Below are 14,345 nucleotides of genomic sequence, written 5' to 3'. Positions count from 1 at the left end.
GCAACCTTGCGCCAAATACAAAAGAGGAGGCTCTCGCCCCCCCTTCAGATCCTTCGCGCTGGGTCGTGCTTTACGCCGCTTTACGCCATCATTTAGGCCATCATTTAGGCCATCACGTAGCACATCAGCGCACCGACCCCCATCAGGAACACAAACAGCACCCCGGCCAGTGCCAGCGGCTTGCGTCCGGCGCGCACCAGGTCGCCGATGCGGGTATGCAGGCCGATGGCCAGCATCGCACACGCCAGCAGCCAGTTATCCAGCGCGATCAACGGGGCCTTCCAGGCAGCGGGCACCGTGCCGGCCGAGTTGAGTGCCATTACCGCGACAAAACCCACCGCAAACCACGGCACCGACTTCAGGATCCCGGAGAAGCGGCCCTTGCCGGCAGGTGCCTGGCCTGCCTCGGCCTTGCCTTGCGGCCACAGCGCCATCACCAGCAGCAGCGGCCCCAGCGCCAGCACGCGCACCATCTTGGCCACCACCGCGGCATCGGCGGTCGGCTCGCTGATCATTTTGCCCGCGGCGATCACCTGCGCCACTTCATGCAACGTCGCGCCGGTGAAGATGCCGAACATGCGCTCGCTGACCGACCAGTGCCAATGGCCGTTGGCCAGTTCGAACAGATACGGATAGAGCAGCATGCCGACGGTGCCGAACAGCACCACCGTGGCGACCGCCACCGCGGTCTGGCGATCGTCGGTGCGTACCACCGACGACACCGCGATGGCCGCGGCCGCGCCGCAGATGGCGCTGCCGGAACTGACCAGGATCGCTTCGCGGCGGCTCAGGCCGAAGAAGGTCGTGCCGACCCAGGTGCCGAACAGCAGCGTGGCGACCAGCATCGTCAGCGGCACCACGATACCCGGCAGGCCCAGCGCGACGATGGACGCGAATGTCAGCCGCAGGCCGTACAGTGCCACGCCAAGCCGCAGCAGGTAATGGCGCGCCACCTGCATCCCGGGTGCCAGCGGCGCCAGCCAGTGCTTCGGCAGCGTATTGGCGGCGACCATGCCGGCGCACATGGCGAGCGTCAGCGCGCTCAGGCCGTAGCGGGCAATCGCCGGATGCTCGGCCAGCGCCAGTGCCAGCCAGGCAATGCCGCCCAGCGGCACCAGCGTCAGCAGGCGCTGTGACCAGGGCGGGGAAGCCGCTGCCGGCGTGACGACTGCGGTGCGGGGGGCGCTGCTGGAAGTGGCGGAAGACATGGCAGTTCACTTGTTATGTAGTGACTCCAGCGTACTGGCCCGCCCCTAACCCGTAAAACGGGTAATATCGTTATGCGTTATCTATTCTTTCGATATGGAATCCCGTCCAGAGCCCCGCCCCGAGCAACGCCCCCTGCGCCTCACGCTGCGCCAGCTGTCCGTCTTCGTCGCCGTGGCCCAGCACGGCAGCACCATGGCAGCCGCGCAGGCGCTGGCGATGTCGCAGTCAGCGGTCAGCGCTTCACTGGCAGAGCTCGAACGTGCGCTGGACAGCCCGCTGTTCGATCGCATCGCACGCCGGCTCAGCATCAACGAGACCGGCCGCCAGTTCTTCCCGCGCGCGCTGGCGCTGCTGGACCAGGCGCATGAGCTGGAGCGCTTTGCCACACAGACCGGGGTGCAGTTGCGCATCGCGGCCAGCAATACCATCGGCAGCTATATCCTGCCGCCGCTGCTGGCGGGATTCCGTCATTCGCGCAGCGGGCCCTGCACGCTGGACCTGCGCATCGGCAACACCCGCGAAGTGCTGCAGTCGCTGCTGCAGTTCGAAGCCGACATCGGCCTGGTGGAAGGCGCCAGCCACGAGCGCGACCTGCGCAGCATGCACTGGTGCGATGACGAGATGGTGGTGGTGGTTGGCCCGTCGCATCCGCTGGCGCTCACGCCGAACGACCTGGTGGCACTGCGCGACGCCGAATGGATCGTGCGCGAACCGGGCTCGGGCACGCGCGAGGTGATCGAGGAACGCCTGGTGCCGTTGCTGGGCGAACTGCGCTTCGCGCTGGAACTGGGCAACGCCGAAGCAATCAAGCGCGCGGTGATGAGCGGCTTCGGCGTCAGTTGCCTGTCGTTGTACGTGGTGCGCGACGAACTCGCGCAAGGCACGCTGGTGGCGATCCGCGAAGGCTTGCCGCGCATCGTGCGGCCGCTGCAACTGGTCGTGCACCAGGACAAGTTCCCGACGCAAGGCCTGCTGGCCTTCACCGAATACCTGCGCACCATGGCGCCGCGTATCGGCGCGTGACGCCTCCTGCGGGCCGCCTGAGCGCGGACAGCTATGCCGCCTGCGGCTCGCTGCGCTTGCTGCGCGCGGTGTACAGGTCGAGCAGGTGGAACAGCACCGGATTGAGCATGATCGACAGCAGCGCACCCGCCAGGATCAATGCCTGGCCGCGCTCGGGCAGGATGTTCAGGTACACGCCCAGGCTCGCCAGGATGAAGGAGAACTCGCCGATCTGCGCCAGGCTGACGGCAATCGTCATGCCGGTCTGCCCGGAGTGCCCGAACACCCGTACGATGCCCATCGCCGCCAGCGATTTGCCGACCACGATGATAAACAGCGTCGACAGCACGCCCCATGGGTCGTTGACCAGCACCATGGGATCGAACAGCATGCCGACCGAGACGAAGAACAGCACCGAAAAGGCATCGCGCAGCGGCAACGATTCTTCGGCCGCGCGATGGCTGAATTCAGATTCGGCCAGCACCATGCCGGCAAAGAAGGCCCCCAGTGCGAAGGACACGCCAAATAGTGAATACGCGCCATAGGCAACGCCCAGCGCGGTCGCCAGCACGCCCAGGCGGAACATCTCGCGATTGCCGGTCCAGACGATGCGCTCGAGCATCCACGGAATAAAGCGGCGCCCGATCACCAGCATGACCGCGACAAAGGCGGCGACCTTGCCCAGCGTCGAGAGCACCGCCAGCAGGACGTCGCCGGTGCCCGGACTGCCTTCGGCGCCGGCGTCCGCGGCGCCGGCAAGCAGACCCGCCATCGCTGGCAACAGCACCAGCGCCAGCACCATGGCCAGGTCTTCAACGATCAGCCAGCCTACTGCGATCCGCCCCTGGGGCGATTCCACCAGGTCGCGCTCCTGCAGCGCCTTGAGCAGGACCACGGTACTGGCCACCGACAGCGCCAGGCCGTACACCAGCCCCTGCCCCCACGACCAGCCGAAACCCCACGCCACCAGCATGCCGAGGAAGGTCGCGATACCGATCTGCACGACCGCCCCGGGGATCGCGATGCGCTTCACCGCCATCAGGTCCTTGATCGAGAAATGCAGCCCGACGCCGAACATCAGCAGAATCACGCCGAGTTCGGCAAGCTCCGGCGCGAGCGCCTGGTCGGCCGTGTAGCCCGGCGTATGCGGTCCCACCACGATCCCCGCGCACAGGTAGCCGATCAGCGGCGGCAGCCGCAGCTTGCTGGCGATAGCGCCAAGGACGAAGGCCAGGACGATACCACCGACGATGGTGCTGATGAGCGGGGTGGCGTGATGCATGCGCGCGGGGTTCCTCGTGTCAGGGGCTGGACGGCGATGGCTGGATTCCACCCGCCCTCCCCGCGCGCCACGATGCCATGACCCACCATGCGGCGCGCACCAGCGGTCGGCGCGGCACGATGGCAGCCTCGTAACGGGACAAGCAGGGAAAGAACGGGAAGTGCCGCAGCGGCCCCGGACACGCTGGAGGCGCATCACGGATCGGGAATGGCGTATGACATGCTGCGCCGCGACCCATCGCGCGGCGCACCCGGAAAAGCGTACGACAGGAGTAATGTAACATGCCCGCCGCGCGCTCAAAGCGCAGAAATGCGAGGCAATTCGCGGCGCGGGGCGGCTGCGCGAGGCTGGGCGAACGAGCGCTAAACATGCGCAAAGCAAAAACGGCGCCCTTGGGCGCCGTTTTTGCTTTGCAACTGGAGGCGGAGGTCGGAATCGAACCGGCGTACACGGCTTTGCAGGCCGCTGCATAACCACTCTGCCACCCCGCCAGGTGACGTGATGCTGGATTGTAGCCGCATTCAGCCGATGCTGCCGGCTGGCCTGCCACGGCAATTCAACCCAAACAAAAAGGGAAGCGTTGCTTCCCTTTGGGGATTGGAGCGGGAGACGAGTCTCGAACTCGCGACCTCAACCTTGGCAAGGTTGCGCTCTACCAACTGAGCTACTCCCGCGTACAACTTTTTGCTGCCGGCCCGGCCAGTGCCATGCACGTTGCCGAACCCTTCGATAACCTGGAGCGGGAGACGAGTCTCGAACTCGCGACCTCAACCTTGGCAAGGTTGCGCTCTACCAACTGAGCTACTCCCGCAGGGTACTGCTTCAAAAACTTTTAAGGCATTTTATTTCGCAATTTAGCACTATCACACAACATCTTGCGCCAAACCCGCCTTATCTCGCTGCTTTCGTTTGCGTCGTCAGCAACGAGAATGAAATTATGCAAAAAGCTCTTCTCTGCGTCAACACCTTTTTGGAATTTCTTTTCACTTCCGGGCGCCGGCACCCGCCACGACACTGCTGCGCTCCCGGATCTGCGGCCAGGCTAGCTTCATGTAATAGATCATCGACCACAGCGTCAGCACCGCGGCCAGGTAGATCATCCACGTGCCCAGCACATAGGCGTCGAAGCCGAACAGCTGACCGCTGAACAGCAGCAGCGGGATCGCGATCATCTGCACTGTGGTCTTCAGCTTGCCGAGGAAGTTCACTGCCACGCTCTTGGACGCGCCGATCTGCGCCATCCACTCGCGCAGCGCCGAGATCGTGATCTCGCGGCCGATGATGACCAGCGCGATCAGGTCGGTGACCCGATCCAGCGCCAGCAGCGACAGCAGCGCAGCCGTCACCATCAGCTTGTCGGCGACCGGGTCCAGGAATGCGCCGAACGACGAGGTCTGGTTCCAGCGCCGCGCCAGGAAGCCGTCGAGCCAGTCCGTCACCGCGGCGATGATAAAGAACGCCGCCGCCGTCAGGTTCTTGGTGTGCATGGGAAGCCATGCGTCGGGCAGGTAGAACACGCCCACCACCAGGGGAATCATGGCGACACGAAGCCAGGTCAGCAGGATCGGAATATTGAAAGGCATGGAACTCGGGCGGCGGGGGAACGTGACCAATCCCGCGATTGTCGCCGATTTCGGGACCAATCGACCATCATTGGTCATTTTCCTGCCCGCGCCAGCAACTGCCGCGGGTCAATGCAGCTGCCGGTAGATCTCCTCGGCCAGCCCGCGCGAGATGCCCTCGACGCTGGCCAGCTCGTCGATACTGGCGGCCATCACGCCGCGCAGGCCGCCGAAACGGGTCAGCAGCTTCTGCCGCCGGCGTGCGCCCACGCCTTCGATCTCTTCCAGCCGCGAGGTCGTGCGCGCCTTGGCCCGGCGCGCGCGCATGCCGGTAATGGCGAAGCGGTGGGCCTCGTCGCGGATCTGCGCCACCAGCATCAGCGCCGCGCTGCCCTGCCCCAGCTCCAGCGACGGCCGGCCGTCGGCGAACACCAGCGTCTCCAGGCCGACCTTGCGCCCTTCGCCCTTGGCCACGCCGACCAGCAAGCCGATATCCAGCCCCAGCTCCTCGAATACCTGGCGCGCCACCTCGACCTGGCCCTTGCCGCCGTCGATCAGCACGATCTGCGGCAGCAGCGCGGCGGACTCACCGCCGGCCTGCCCGCCGCCGTCTTCCTGCATCTGCTCGACCAGCTTCTGGTAGCGGCGCGTAAGCACCTGGCGCATGGCGGCATAGTCGTCGCCGGGGATGATGTCCTGGATGTTGTATCGGCGGTATTCGCTGTTCTGCATGTCATGGTGGTGGTACACCACGCACGACGCCTGCGTCGCCTCGCCGGCGGTATGGCTGATATCGAAGCACTCCACCCGCAGCAGCGCCAGGTCTTCCAGGTCCAGGCCGATGGTTTCCGCCAGCGCGCGCGTACGCCCCTCCTGGCTGCCCTGCTCGGCCAGCCGGCGCGACAGCGCCAGCGCCGCGCCCTGCTGCGCCATCTCCAGCCACACCTTGCGCTGGCCCTGCGGCTGGCGCACCAGCGTCACCTTGCGGCCGGCGTGCAGCGACAGCGCCTCCAACACCGCGCCGTCGTCCGGCATATGGCTGACGACGATGATGGGGGGTGCGGATTGCTCCAGGTAGTGCTGCACCATGAAGGCGGACAACACCCGGGCGGCGATGCGCTCGACGGTGAGCGGTAGTGCAGCCTCGGCGGCGCCGGCTTCGTCCAGCGTGTCGCGCTGGTCGGCATCCTCGACGATCATCGCGGCCTCGTCGGCATGGGCCGGGAAATAGGCCTTGTCGCCGAGATGCCGCCCGCCGCGCACCATGGCCAGGTTGACGCAGGCGCGCCCGCCTTCCACCGCCACGGCCAGCACGTCGATATCGCGCGCCTGCCCGCCCACTTCCTCCACCGCCTGGCGCTTGAGCACGGTCGACAGCGCCGCGATCTGGTCCCGCACCGCGGCGGCCTGCTCGAACTCGAGCCGCTCGGCATGCTGCTCCATCTTGCCCTGCAGGCCTTCCAGCACTTCGGTCTGGCGGCCCTGCAGGAAGCGCGCCGCGTTGGCCACGTCACGCGCGTAGTCCTCTTCGCTGATGGCGTTGACGCACGGGCCCGTGCAGCGATGGATCTGGTGCAGCAGGCAAGGCCGGGTGCGGTTGTTGAAGACGGTGTCCTCGCAAGTGCGCAGCTGGAACACCTTCTGCAGGATCTGCATGCTCTCGCGCACCGCATAGGCGCTCGGGAACGGGCCGAAGTACTGGTGCTTGCGGTCGGTGGCGCCGCGGTAGTACGCCATGCGCGGGAAGCGGTGCCCGGTCAGCTTCAGGAACGGGTACGACTTGTCGTCGCGGAACAGGATGTTGTAGCGCGGCGCCAGCGCCTTGATCAGGTTGTTCTCGAGCAGCAACGCCTCGGCCTCGGTGCGCACCACCGTGGTCTCGATACGGGCGATGCGCGCGACCATCATCGCGATGCGCGGCGACAGCTGGGTCTTGGTGAAATAGCTCGAGACCCGCCTCTTCAGGTCGCGCGCCTTGCCGACATACAGCACATTGCCGGCGGCATCGAAATAGCGGTACACGCCGGGCAGGCCCGGCAGGCGCGAGATGACCGGCTTGGGGTCGAAGGGCTCCGGCGGCAATTCGCCCGGAGCGCCCGGAGCTTCGGCGGCGATCTCGGGCTGCACGTCAGCCGGAACGTCGGCCGGCGTTTCGGCCGCCACATCGGCCTCGGGTTTCGGTGAATCGGATTGCTGGTCGGACATTGGGGGACGGTGACCGCTACACGGCTCGCGCGCAACAAAGTGACGCGGCCTCTAAAATCGCAAGTTTAGAGCAATTCAGCGCGCGTCCCGCCCGCGCGCGCCTTTACCCGCCATGCCTATCCGCTCCTGGGACATCTTCTGCACCGTGATCGACAATTTCGGCGACATCGGCGTCGGCTGGCGGCTGGCCCGCCAGCTCGCGCAGGAGCACGGGCACGCGGTGCGGCTATGGGTCGATGACCTGGCGAGCTTCGCGCGGCTGGCGCCTGAACTCGATACCGGCGCCACCGTGCAGCGCCTGGCGGGCGTGGAAATTCGTCCGTGGCGGCCGGCAGGCCCGGGTGATGATAGCGACGTGGATGACACCGCCGGGGTGGCGCCACACGATGCCGTCATCGAAGCCTTCGCCTGCGAAGTGCCGCAAGCCTTCCTGGCCCGCATGGCCGCGCGCGACCCCAAGCCCGCCTGGATCAACCTGGAATACATGAGCGCCGAACAGTGGGTGCGGGAGCATCATGCGATGCCCTCGCCCCATCCGCGGCTGCCGCTGGTAAAGCACTTCTTCTTCCCCGGCTTCGAGCCCGGCACCGGCGGCCTGTTGCGGGAATCGATGCTGGGCGCGCAGCGCGCCGCCTTCCTTGGCGGAACAGCCGCCCAGGCTGCCTTGTGGCATCGGCTGAGCGTGACGCCCCGGCCCGACGCGCTGCGGGTGAGCCTGTTTGCCTACCGCAACCCGGCCCTGCCCGCGCTGCTGGAGCAATGGCGCGAAGGCGCCGAGACGGTCCATTGCCTGGTGCCCGCCGGCCTGGCTGCGGACCAGGTCGCCGAATGGCTGGGCGCGCCGCTGCGGATCGGCGACCCGGTGGAACGTGGCAGGCTGTGCGTGCAGCTGATCCCATTCGTACGCCAGGAGCACTTCGACGAACTGCTGTGGGCCTGCGACCTGAACTTCGTGCGGGGCGAGGACTCTTTCGTCCGCGCGCAGTGGGCAGCGCGGCCACTGGTCTGGCATATCTACCCGCAGGACGATGCGGCACACGAGGTCAAGCTCGATGCCTGGCTCGACCTGTTCCGCCAAAGCGGGGTGGCACCCGACGCCGCCGCTGCATTAACCGATTTCTGGCACGCGTGGAACGGCTATGGCGTTCCCGTCGACTGGCCACGCCTGCGAGCGCATCTGGAGGCACTTGCCGCAACCGCGCCGCGCTGGGAGCGGCGCTTGCAGCATCCCGGAGATCTTGCCGCCAACCTGGTGGCGTTTTGCGAAAATCAGGTAAAATAACCGGTTGATTCAAATGGCGACCGGGCCGGAGAACCGGGTCCTCTCCCATGCGTCGAACGCGGGGGCTGAAGACCTGAATGCAAGCTGAGCACGGGGTCGCGAGCGCGTGGATACCGGCTTCGGCGGCTTTCGGTGGAGCATTTGCCCGACCGCAGCGGTAATGCCGGCAGCGCGCCTTCGCCATTCCAGATTCCTACTTTCTTATTCAGGAAAACAGTTCAGATGAAAATCGCACAGGAACTCCGCGTCGGTAACGTGTTCATGATCGGCGGCGATCCGATGGTCGTGCAGAAGGCCGAGTACAACAAGTCGGGCCGCAACGCAGCCGTGGTCAAGATGAAGTACAAGAACCTGCTGACCGACGCCCCGGGCGAGTCGGTGTTCAAGGCCGACGACAAGTTCGAAGTCGTGGTGCTGGAGCGCCGCGAGTGCACCTACTCGTACTTCGCCGACCCGATGTACGTGTTCATGGACGCCGACTACAACCAGTACGAAGTCGAGCAGGACAGCATGGGTGACTCGCTGAACTACCTCGAAGACGGCATGAACGTCGAAGTCGTGTTCTACAACGACAAGGCCATCTCGGTCGAAATGCCGACCACGCTGGTCCGCGAAATCGTCTACACCGAGCCGGCCGTCAAGGGCGACACCTCGTCGGGCAAGGTGCTCAAGGGCGCCAAGATCAACACCGGTTTCGAACTGCAAGTCCCGCTGTTCTGCAACATCGGCGACAAGATCGAAATCGACACCCGTACCGGCGAATACCGCAGCCGCGCCAACTAAGGCGCGCGCAAGGTCCCGGCTCGCACAGCGGGACCGGCAAGGAAAAAGGCAGCCTCGGCTGCCTTTTCTGTTTTTGTACGCCCGCGGATCAGGCGATCAGCTCGTACTCGCGCAGCGTGCGCAGCGCAGCGCGGTATTCGCCTTCGCCCTGCAGCTTGTTCCAGTCCATCGGCTTGCGGCGCGGGAACAGCTTGCGGACGCGGCGCTGCGAGGCCTTGTCGATGCCTGTGTCGAGTTCGGTCAGCAACTGGTCGGCGCGATCCGGGTGGTTGCAGATCAGCACCATGTCGCAGCCTGCCGCCAGCGCGGCGCGCGCGGCCTCGGTCACGTTGCCGGCCACGCTGGCGCCCTCCATGCTGAGGTCGTCGCTGAAAATCACGCCTTCGAAGCCCAGTTGCGCGCGCAGCACGTCCTGCAGCCAGTAGCGCGAGAAGCCGGCCGGATTCGGGTCGACCTTGGGATAGATCACGTGCGCCGGCATCACCGACGACAGGCCCAGGCCCAGCCATTCATACGGGCGCGCGTCCTGTCCGAGGATCTCGTCCAGCGTACGTTCGTCGACCGGGATCGCCACGTGCGAGTCGGCTTCGACATAGCCGTGGCCGGGGAAGTGCTTGCCGCAGTTGCTCATGCCGGCCAGCAGCAGGCCGTGGTTGAGGTGGCCGGACAGCATCGTCACCACGCGCGGGTCGGCATGAAAGGCGCGGTCGCCGATCACGGCACTGCGCCCGTAGTCGAGGTCCAGCACCGGCGTGAAGCTGAAATCGATGTCGCAGGCGCGCAGCTCGGCCGCCAGCACATAGCCGCATGCCACCGCGGCGCGCGTGGCCGCCAGCACATCGCGGTCCCACAGCTCGCCCAGCCGATGCATCGCCGGCAGATGGGTAAAGCCATCGGTCTTGCAGCGCTGCACGCGGCCGCCTTCATGGTCGATGCAGATCAGCACGTCGTCGCGCACCGCGCGGATCGCGCACGTCAGCGCCTGCAACTGCGAGCGCGATTCGAAGTTGCGCGCGAACAGGATCACGCCGCCGGTCAGCGGATGCGCGATGCGGCGCGCATCGTCGGTATCGAGCTGCTTGCCGACGACGTCGAGGACCACCGGGCCCGGCCGCTTGCCGGAGTTCTTCTTGGACATGGAAGTGGTTGGATTCACAAGGCTTTGGTTTGGGGAGCCGCCCCGCCGGTGCGCTCGGCAATGGCGAAGGCGACCGCATAGTCATGTTCGTCACTGACACTGACCCGCACAGTGAGGCCGCGTTCCGCAAGCCATGCCGCCAGCTCGCCGTGGCATACCGGCGCAGGCTCGCCCGAAGGGAGGTTCATCAGTTCCATCGCGCGCCACGTCATCGGCCAGCGCATGCCCAGGCCGATGGCCTTGGAAAAGGCTTCCTTGGCGGCAAAACGCGTGGACAGGAAGGCGAGCCCGCGCTTCTCGGAACGCGCCTTGCGCGCGTGGTACTTGGCCAGCTCGTTGGGTCCCAGCACCTTTTCCGCGAAGCGGCCGTGGGTGCGTTCCATCACGCCCTGCACGCGGGCGATCTGGATGATGTCGGTGCCGACGCCGTAGATCACGCCGGCGCGCCCGCGATGGGATAGCGCGTGCCCAGGCGCGCGGCCACCATAATGGCCTTCATCTCGCGCACCGCGTTCTGCCAGCCGACGAACACCGCATGCGCGACGATGGCATGGCCGATGTTCAGCTCCTTGATGCCGGGCAGCGCCGCGATGGGCTGGACATTGGTGTAGTGCAGGCCGTGTCCGGCGTTGACCACCAGCCCATGCTTCAGGCCTGCGTCGACACCCTCGGCGATGCGGCGGAATTCCGCCGCCTGCTGGTCGGGCGACTGCGCATCGGCATAGGCGCCGGTATGCAGCTCGATCACCGGCGCGCCGCACGCGGCCGCGGCGGCGATCTGGTCGGGATCGGCATCGATGAACAGCGACACGCGGATGCCGGCGCCGGCCAGCTGCGCGCAGGCGGCCTTGACCTGCTCGAAGCGCCCGGCCACATCGAGGCCGCCTTCGGTGGTCACCTCTTCGCGGCGCTCGGGCACCAGGCACACGTCCTGCGGGCGGATCTCGCAAGCGATATCGAGCATCTCCTGCGTAATCGCGCATTCGAGGTTCATGCGCGTGGCCAGTTGCGGGCGCAGCGCGCGCACGTCGGCGTCGCGGATATGGCGGCGGTCTTCGCGCAGGTGCAGCGTGATCAGGTCCGCGCCGGCTTCCTCGGCCTGCAGCGCAGCCTGGATGGGGTCGGGATACACGGTGCCGCGCGCGTTGCGCAGCGTGGCGACGTGGTCGATATTGACGCCAAGGTCGATGACGCCCGGATTTGCGTGGAAGATCATGCGAGCAGGAGAGATTCGGATTGGAATGATTCGGTCACAGATACTGCAGGTCGATCAGTATCTGGCGCGTTTTCAGCGGTTCGCCTTGCAGATAATAATGCAGCAGGAAGCGCATCAGCGCCCGGCTTTGCGCCGCGGTCTGCGCGCGGCTGTAATCGTCCTGCGCCATGTCGAGCAGCGTCTGGCCCGACACCACCGGCCAGGACGAAGGGTCGCTCGGCTGGGCGCGGCGCACGCCGCGCTCGGGCTGGTAGACATAGTCGAGCCCCGGCTGCACGCGCTCGCCGGTGCTCAGGCACTGGTCGAAGGCCACGGCGAAGCCGGTGTCCTGCAGCAGCACACGCTCGAAGCTGCGCAGCACCAGCCCGGCGGGCTCGCCATGCGCCAGCCGCGTGAGCGTGGCCAGGTAATGGCGGAACAGCACGGGGTAGGCATCTTCGCGCGGGCAGAAGCGCATCACCAGTTCGTTGAGATAGAACGCGGACAGCAGCGCATCGCCAGCCAGCGGCGGCATGCCGCCGACCCATTCGGCCTTGGTCAGCGTCTTGACCTCGCCGCGGCCGCTCCACGACACCGACACCGGATGGAAATGCTGCAGCACCGCGCGCAACGCCGAATGCGGGCGCTTGGCGCCCTTGGCCACCATCGAGATGCGGCCATGGTCGCGCGTGAAGACATCAAGGATCAGGCTGGTCTCGCGATACGGCCAGGCATGCAGCACAAAGCCCGGCTGGTCGGCGACGCGCGATTCGGGCCGTGCCGGCACGATGCGCATGGCGCGGTCCATCATGGCGCGTGCCGCCGCCACATCGCCAACACCAGCCATGCCGGGCAGCGCCTTGCTGTCGAGCAGTTCGGCCGCCTCGTCCACCACCGGATCGGCGCGGCGGGCGCGGGGCGCCGGCGCGCGCGCGATGTCAGCCGTCTTGCTCAAGGGTCGCTCGCCTTTCGCTCGCAGTGCGCTCACTCGTAGCCGTAGGCCCGCAGTCCGGCTTCGTTGTCGGCCCAGCCGCTCTTCACCTTGATCCACATTTCAAGGTAGACCTTGCCGTCGAACAACTTCTCCATGTCGAGGCGCGCCTCGGTGGAGATCTGCTTGAGCTTGCTGCCCTTGTTGCCGATGATCATGGCCTTGTGCGCGTCGCGCTCGACCAGGATCGTGGCAAAGACGCGGCGCAGCCGGCCCTCGGTCTCGAACTTGTCGATGACCACGGTGCTGGTGTACGGCAGCTCGTCGCCGGTCCAGCGGAACACCTTCTCGCGGATGATTTCCGAGGCGAGGAAGCGCTCGCTGCGATCGGTCATCGCATCGGCGTCATACATCGGCTCGCCTTCCGGCAGGTAGGGCCGGATGATGTCGAACAGCCGCGCGATATGGTCGCGGGTCTTGGCCGACATCGGCACCACTTCGCGGAACGGGAACAGCTGCCCCATCTTTTCCAGGAAGGGCATCATCACTTCCGAGCGGTTCTCGCCGATGCGGTCGAGCTTGTTGGTCACCAGCAGCACCGGCGTGTTCTTCGGCAGCAGCGACAGCACCTTCTCGTCGTCGGCGCCGTAATAGCCGGCCTCGACCACGAACAGGATCAGGTCCACCGACGACAGCGTCGACGTGACCGCGCGGTTCAGCGAACGGTTCAGCGCGCTGGCGTGGCGGGTCTGGAATCCGGGCGTATCGACGAACACATACTGCGCGTCATCCGTGGTCTGGATGCCGACGATGCGGTGCCGCGTGGTCTGCGCCTTGCGCGAGGTGATGCTGATCTTCTGGCCGACCAGCGCGTTCATCAGCGTGGACTTGCCCACGTTGGGGCGGCCGACGATGGCCACGGTGCCGCAGCGGAACGCCGCGGCCGGGGTATCCGCCGCGTCTTGCTGCGGATGGTTAGATTCGGTCATTCCTTCAACCTGAGAGACAGCTGCGGGTCCTGCGGCTGGGGTTGCTTGCGGGTCTTGCCGGTGCGCTCGGCGCGGCTGCGCTTGAGCAGCTGCGGTACCAGCTTCTGGACTTCGTCCAGCGCCAGCTTGGCGGCGGCCTGCTCGGCGGCGCGCCGCGAGGCACCGGTGCCGAACACCCGGACTTCCAGTTTAGGCACCGTGCACTCGACTTCAAACTGCTGGCTGTGCGCGGCCCCGTGGGTGGCGATTACGTTATATTGCGGCAGCGCGATCTTGTGGCCCTGCAGGTATTCCTGCAGCAGGGTCTTGGCGTCCTTGCCGAGCGTACGCGGGTCCACCTGCTCCAGGATCGGGATATAGAGCTTGCGGATCAGCGCGCGCGCGGCCTCGAAGCCGGTATCGAGGAAGACCGCGCCAACAATGGCTTCGAGCGCGTCGGCGAGAATCGACGGACGGCGGAAACCGCCGCTCTTCAACTCGCCCTCGCCCAGGCGCAGCGTCTCGGACAGCTGCAGCATCTGGGCGATCTCATACAGGGCCTGCTGCTTGACCAGGTTGGCCCGCACGCGCGACAGGTCGCCTTCGTCGAGCTTGCCGAACATGCCATAGAGCATGTCCGCCACCGCGCAGTTGAGCACCGAATCGCCCAGAAACTCGAGGCGTTCGTTGTGCTGGGCGCTGTGGCTGCGGTGCGTCAGCGCCTGCTGCAGCAATTCTGGCTTGCTGAATCGGTAGCCGAGTCGTTGCTGCAAGGCGTCGAGGTTCAT

13 protein-coding genes and 3 tRNA genes are annotated in these 14,345 nt (G+C 66.3%); 3 read left to right on the top strand and 13 right to left on the bottom strand.

Going from position 1 to position 14,345, the window contains the following annotated elements:
- Positions 1–104: 104 nt before the first annotated feature.
- On the bottom strand, positions 105–1,208 hold the full coding sequence (locus ACAD63_RS05880; protein WP_135705557.1) for a YeiH family protein: 1,104 nt from the start codon (positions 1,206–1,208) through the stop codon (positions 105–107).
- A gap of 94 nt (positions 1,209–1,302) precedes the next feature.
- On the opposite strand from ACAD63_RS05880, the gene ACAD63_RS05875 reads away from it, so the two are divergent.
- Positions 1,303–2,232 (top strand): LysR family transcriptional regulator, encoded by a 930-nt coding sequence (locus ACAD63_RS05875; protein WP_133095549.1) that lies wholly within the window; start codon positions 1,303–1,305, stop codon positions 2,230–2,232.
- Positions 2,233–2,263: 31 nt separating this feature from the next.
- Here ACAD63_RS05875 and ACAD63_RS05870 read toward each other — a convergent pair whose 3' ends face one another.
- From ACAD63_RS05870 to uvrC, 6 genes are all read right to left on the bottom strand, one after another.
- The gene (locus ACAD63_RS05870; protein ID WP_133095548.1) at positions 2,264–3,493 is read right to left on the bottom strand and encodes a cation:proton antiporter domain-containing protein; all 1,230 of its coding nucleotides are present in this window, start codon (positions 3,491–3,493) and stop codon (positions 2,264–2,266) included.
- Positions 3,494–3,910: 417 nt separating this feature from the next.
- Positions 3,911–3,984 (bottom strand) — tRNA-Cys (locus ACAD63_RS05865).
- A 107-nt stretch (positions 3,985–4,091) separates the two neighbouring features.
- Positions 4,092–4,167 (bottom strand) — tRNA-Gly (locus ACAD63_RS05860).
- Between the two features lie 61 nt (positions 4,168–4,228).
- Positions 4,229–4,304: transfer RNA gene (locus tag ACAD63_RS05855), tRNA-Gly, on the bottom strand.
- A 172-nt stretch (positions 4,305–4,476) separates the two neighbouring features.
- Entirely contained in the window at positions 4,477–5,076 is a 600-nt protein-coding gene (gene pgsA, locus ACAD63_RS05850) for a CDP-diacylglycerol--glycerol-3-phosphate 3-phosphatidyltransferase (protein WP_133095547.1), read from the bottom strand.
- A gap of 108 nt (positions 5,077–5,184) precedes the next feature.
- Entirely contained in the window at positions 5,185–7,260 is a 2,076-nt protein-coding gene (uvrC, locus tag ACAD63_RS05845) for an excinuclease ABC subunit UvrC (RefSeq protein ID WP_434033545.1), read from the bottom strand.
- 112 nt (positions 7,261–7,372) lie between these two features.
- Between uvrC and earP the strand changes: the two genes are divergently transcribed.
- Positions 7,373–8,542, top strand: coding sequence for an elongation factor P maturation arginine rhamnosyltransferase EarP (gene earP, locus ACAD63_RS05840; RefSeq protein ID WP_434033544.1), 1,170 nt, complete (start codon positions 7,373–7,375; stop codon positions 8,540–8,542).
- 222 nt (positions 8,543–8,764) lie between these two features.
- Positions 8,765–9,325, top strand: a complete 561-nt coding sequence (efp, locus tag ACAD63_RS05835) for an elongation factor P (RefSeq protein WP_133095544.1) — start codon at positions 8,765–8,767, stop codon at positions 9,323–9,325.
- Between the two features lie 88 nt (positions 9,326–9,413).
- Here efp and nagZ read toward each other — a convergent pair whose 3' ends face one another.
- The 6 genes from nagZ to rnc are packed head-to-tail and all read right to left on the bottom strand — an operon-like array spanning position 9,414 to position 14,345.
- Positions 9,414–10,463, bottom strand: coding sequence for a beta-N-acetylhexosaminidase (gene nagZ, locus ACAD63_RS05830; RefSeq protein ID WP_434033543.1), 1,050 nt, complete (start codon positions 10,461–10,463; stop codon positions 9,414–9,416).
- Positions 10,464–10,477: 14 nt separating this feature from the next.
- Complete coding sequence (gene acpS, locus ACAD63_RS05825) at positions 10,478–10,900, bottom strand: holo-ACP synthase (RefSeq protein WP_133095542.1); 423 nt, start codon at positions 10,898–10,900, stop codon at positions 10,478–10,480.
- The gene (gene pdxJ, locus ACAD63_RS05820) at positions 10,897–11,679 is read right to left on the bottom strand and encodes a pyridoxine 5'-phosphate synthase (protein ID WP_434033542.1); all 783 of its coding nucleotides are present in this window, start codon (positions 11,677–11,679) and stop codon (positions 10,897–10,899) included. Before pdxJ ends, acpS begins: the two co-directional genes overlap by 4 nt.
- Positions 11,680–11,713: 34 nt before the next feature.
- Positions 11,714–12,613 carry a DNA repair protein RecO gene (gene recO / locus ACAD63_RS05815; protein WP_133095540.1) on the bottom strand — a complete coding sequence of 300 codons (900 nt, stop codon included), beginning with the start codon at positions 12,611–12,613 and terminating at the stop codon, positions 11,714–11,716.
- 29 nt (positions 12,614–12,642) lie between these two features.
- Positions 12,643–13,578: a GTPase Era gene (gene era / locus ACAD63_RS05810; protein WP_133095539.1), complete on the bottom strand. Its 936-nt coding sequence runs from the start codon at positions 13,576–13,578 to the stop codon at positions 12,643–12,645.
- Positions 13,575–14,345, bottom strand: coding sequence for a ribonuclease III (gene rnc, locus ACAD63_RS05805; protein WP_133095538.1), 771 nt, complete (start codon positions 14,343–14,345; stop codon positions 13,575–13,577). Before rnc ends, era begins: the two co-directional genes overlap by 4 nt.

The sequence above is a fragment of the Cupriavidus sp. a3 genome, from assembly GCF_051015765.1.
Lineage (GTDB): Bacteria > Pseudomonadota > Gammaproteobacteria > Burkholderiales > Burkholderiaceae > Cupriavidus > Cupriavidus oxalaticus_A.
The sequence above is the reverse complement of the archived record's forward strand: the minus strand, read 5'-3'. Positions and strand labels throughout refer to the sequence as shown.

Coding starts and splice junctions, on each gene's coding strand:
- ACAD63_RS05880 (WP_135705557.1), bottom strand. CDS start 1,208: ATGTCTTCCGCCACTTCCAGCAGCGCCCCCCGCACCGCAGTCGTCACG.
- ACAD63_RS05875 (WP_133095549.1), top strand. CDS start 1,303: ATGGAATCCCGTCCAGAGCCCCGCCCCGAGCAACGCCCCCTGCGCCTC.
- ACAD63_RS05870 (WP_133095548.1), bottom strand. CDS start 3,493: ATGCATCACGCCACCCCGCTCATCAGCACCATCGTCGGTGGTATCGTC.
- pgsA (WP_133095547.1), bottom strand. CDS start 5,076: ATGCCTTTCAATATTCCGATCCTGCTGACCTGGCTTCGTGTCGCCATG.
- uvrC (WP_434033545.1), bottom strand. CDS start 7,260: ATGTCCGACCAGCAATCCGATTCACCGAAACCCGAGGCCGATGTGGCG.
- earP (WP_434033544.1), top strand. CDS start 7,373: ATGCCTATCCGCTCCTGGGACATCTTCTGCACCGTGATCGACAATTTC.
- efp (WP_133095544.1), top strand. CDS start 8,765: ATGAAAATCGCACAGGAACTCCGCGTCGGTAACGTGTTCATGATCGGC.
- nagZ (WP_434033543.1), bottom strand. CDS start 10,463: ATGTCCAAGAAGAACTCCGGCAAGCGGCCGGGCCCGGTGGTCCTCGAC.
- pdxJ (WP_434033542.1), bottom strand. CDS start 11,679: ATGATCTTCCACGCAAATCCGGGCGTCATCGACCTTGGCGTCAATATC.
- era (WP_133095539.1), bottom strand. CDS start 13,578: ATGACCGAATCTAACCATCCGCAGCAAGACGCGGCGGATACCCCGGCC.
- rnc (WP_133095538.1), bottom strand. CDS start 14,345: ATGAACCTCGACGCCTTGCAGCAACGACTCGGCTACCGATTCAGCAAG.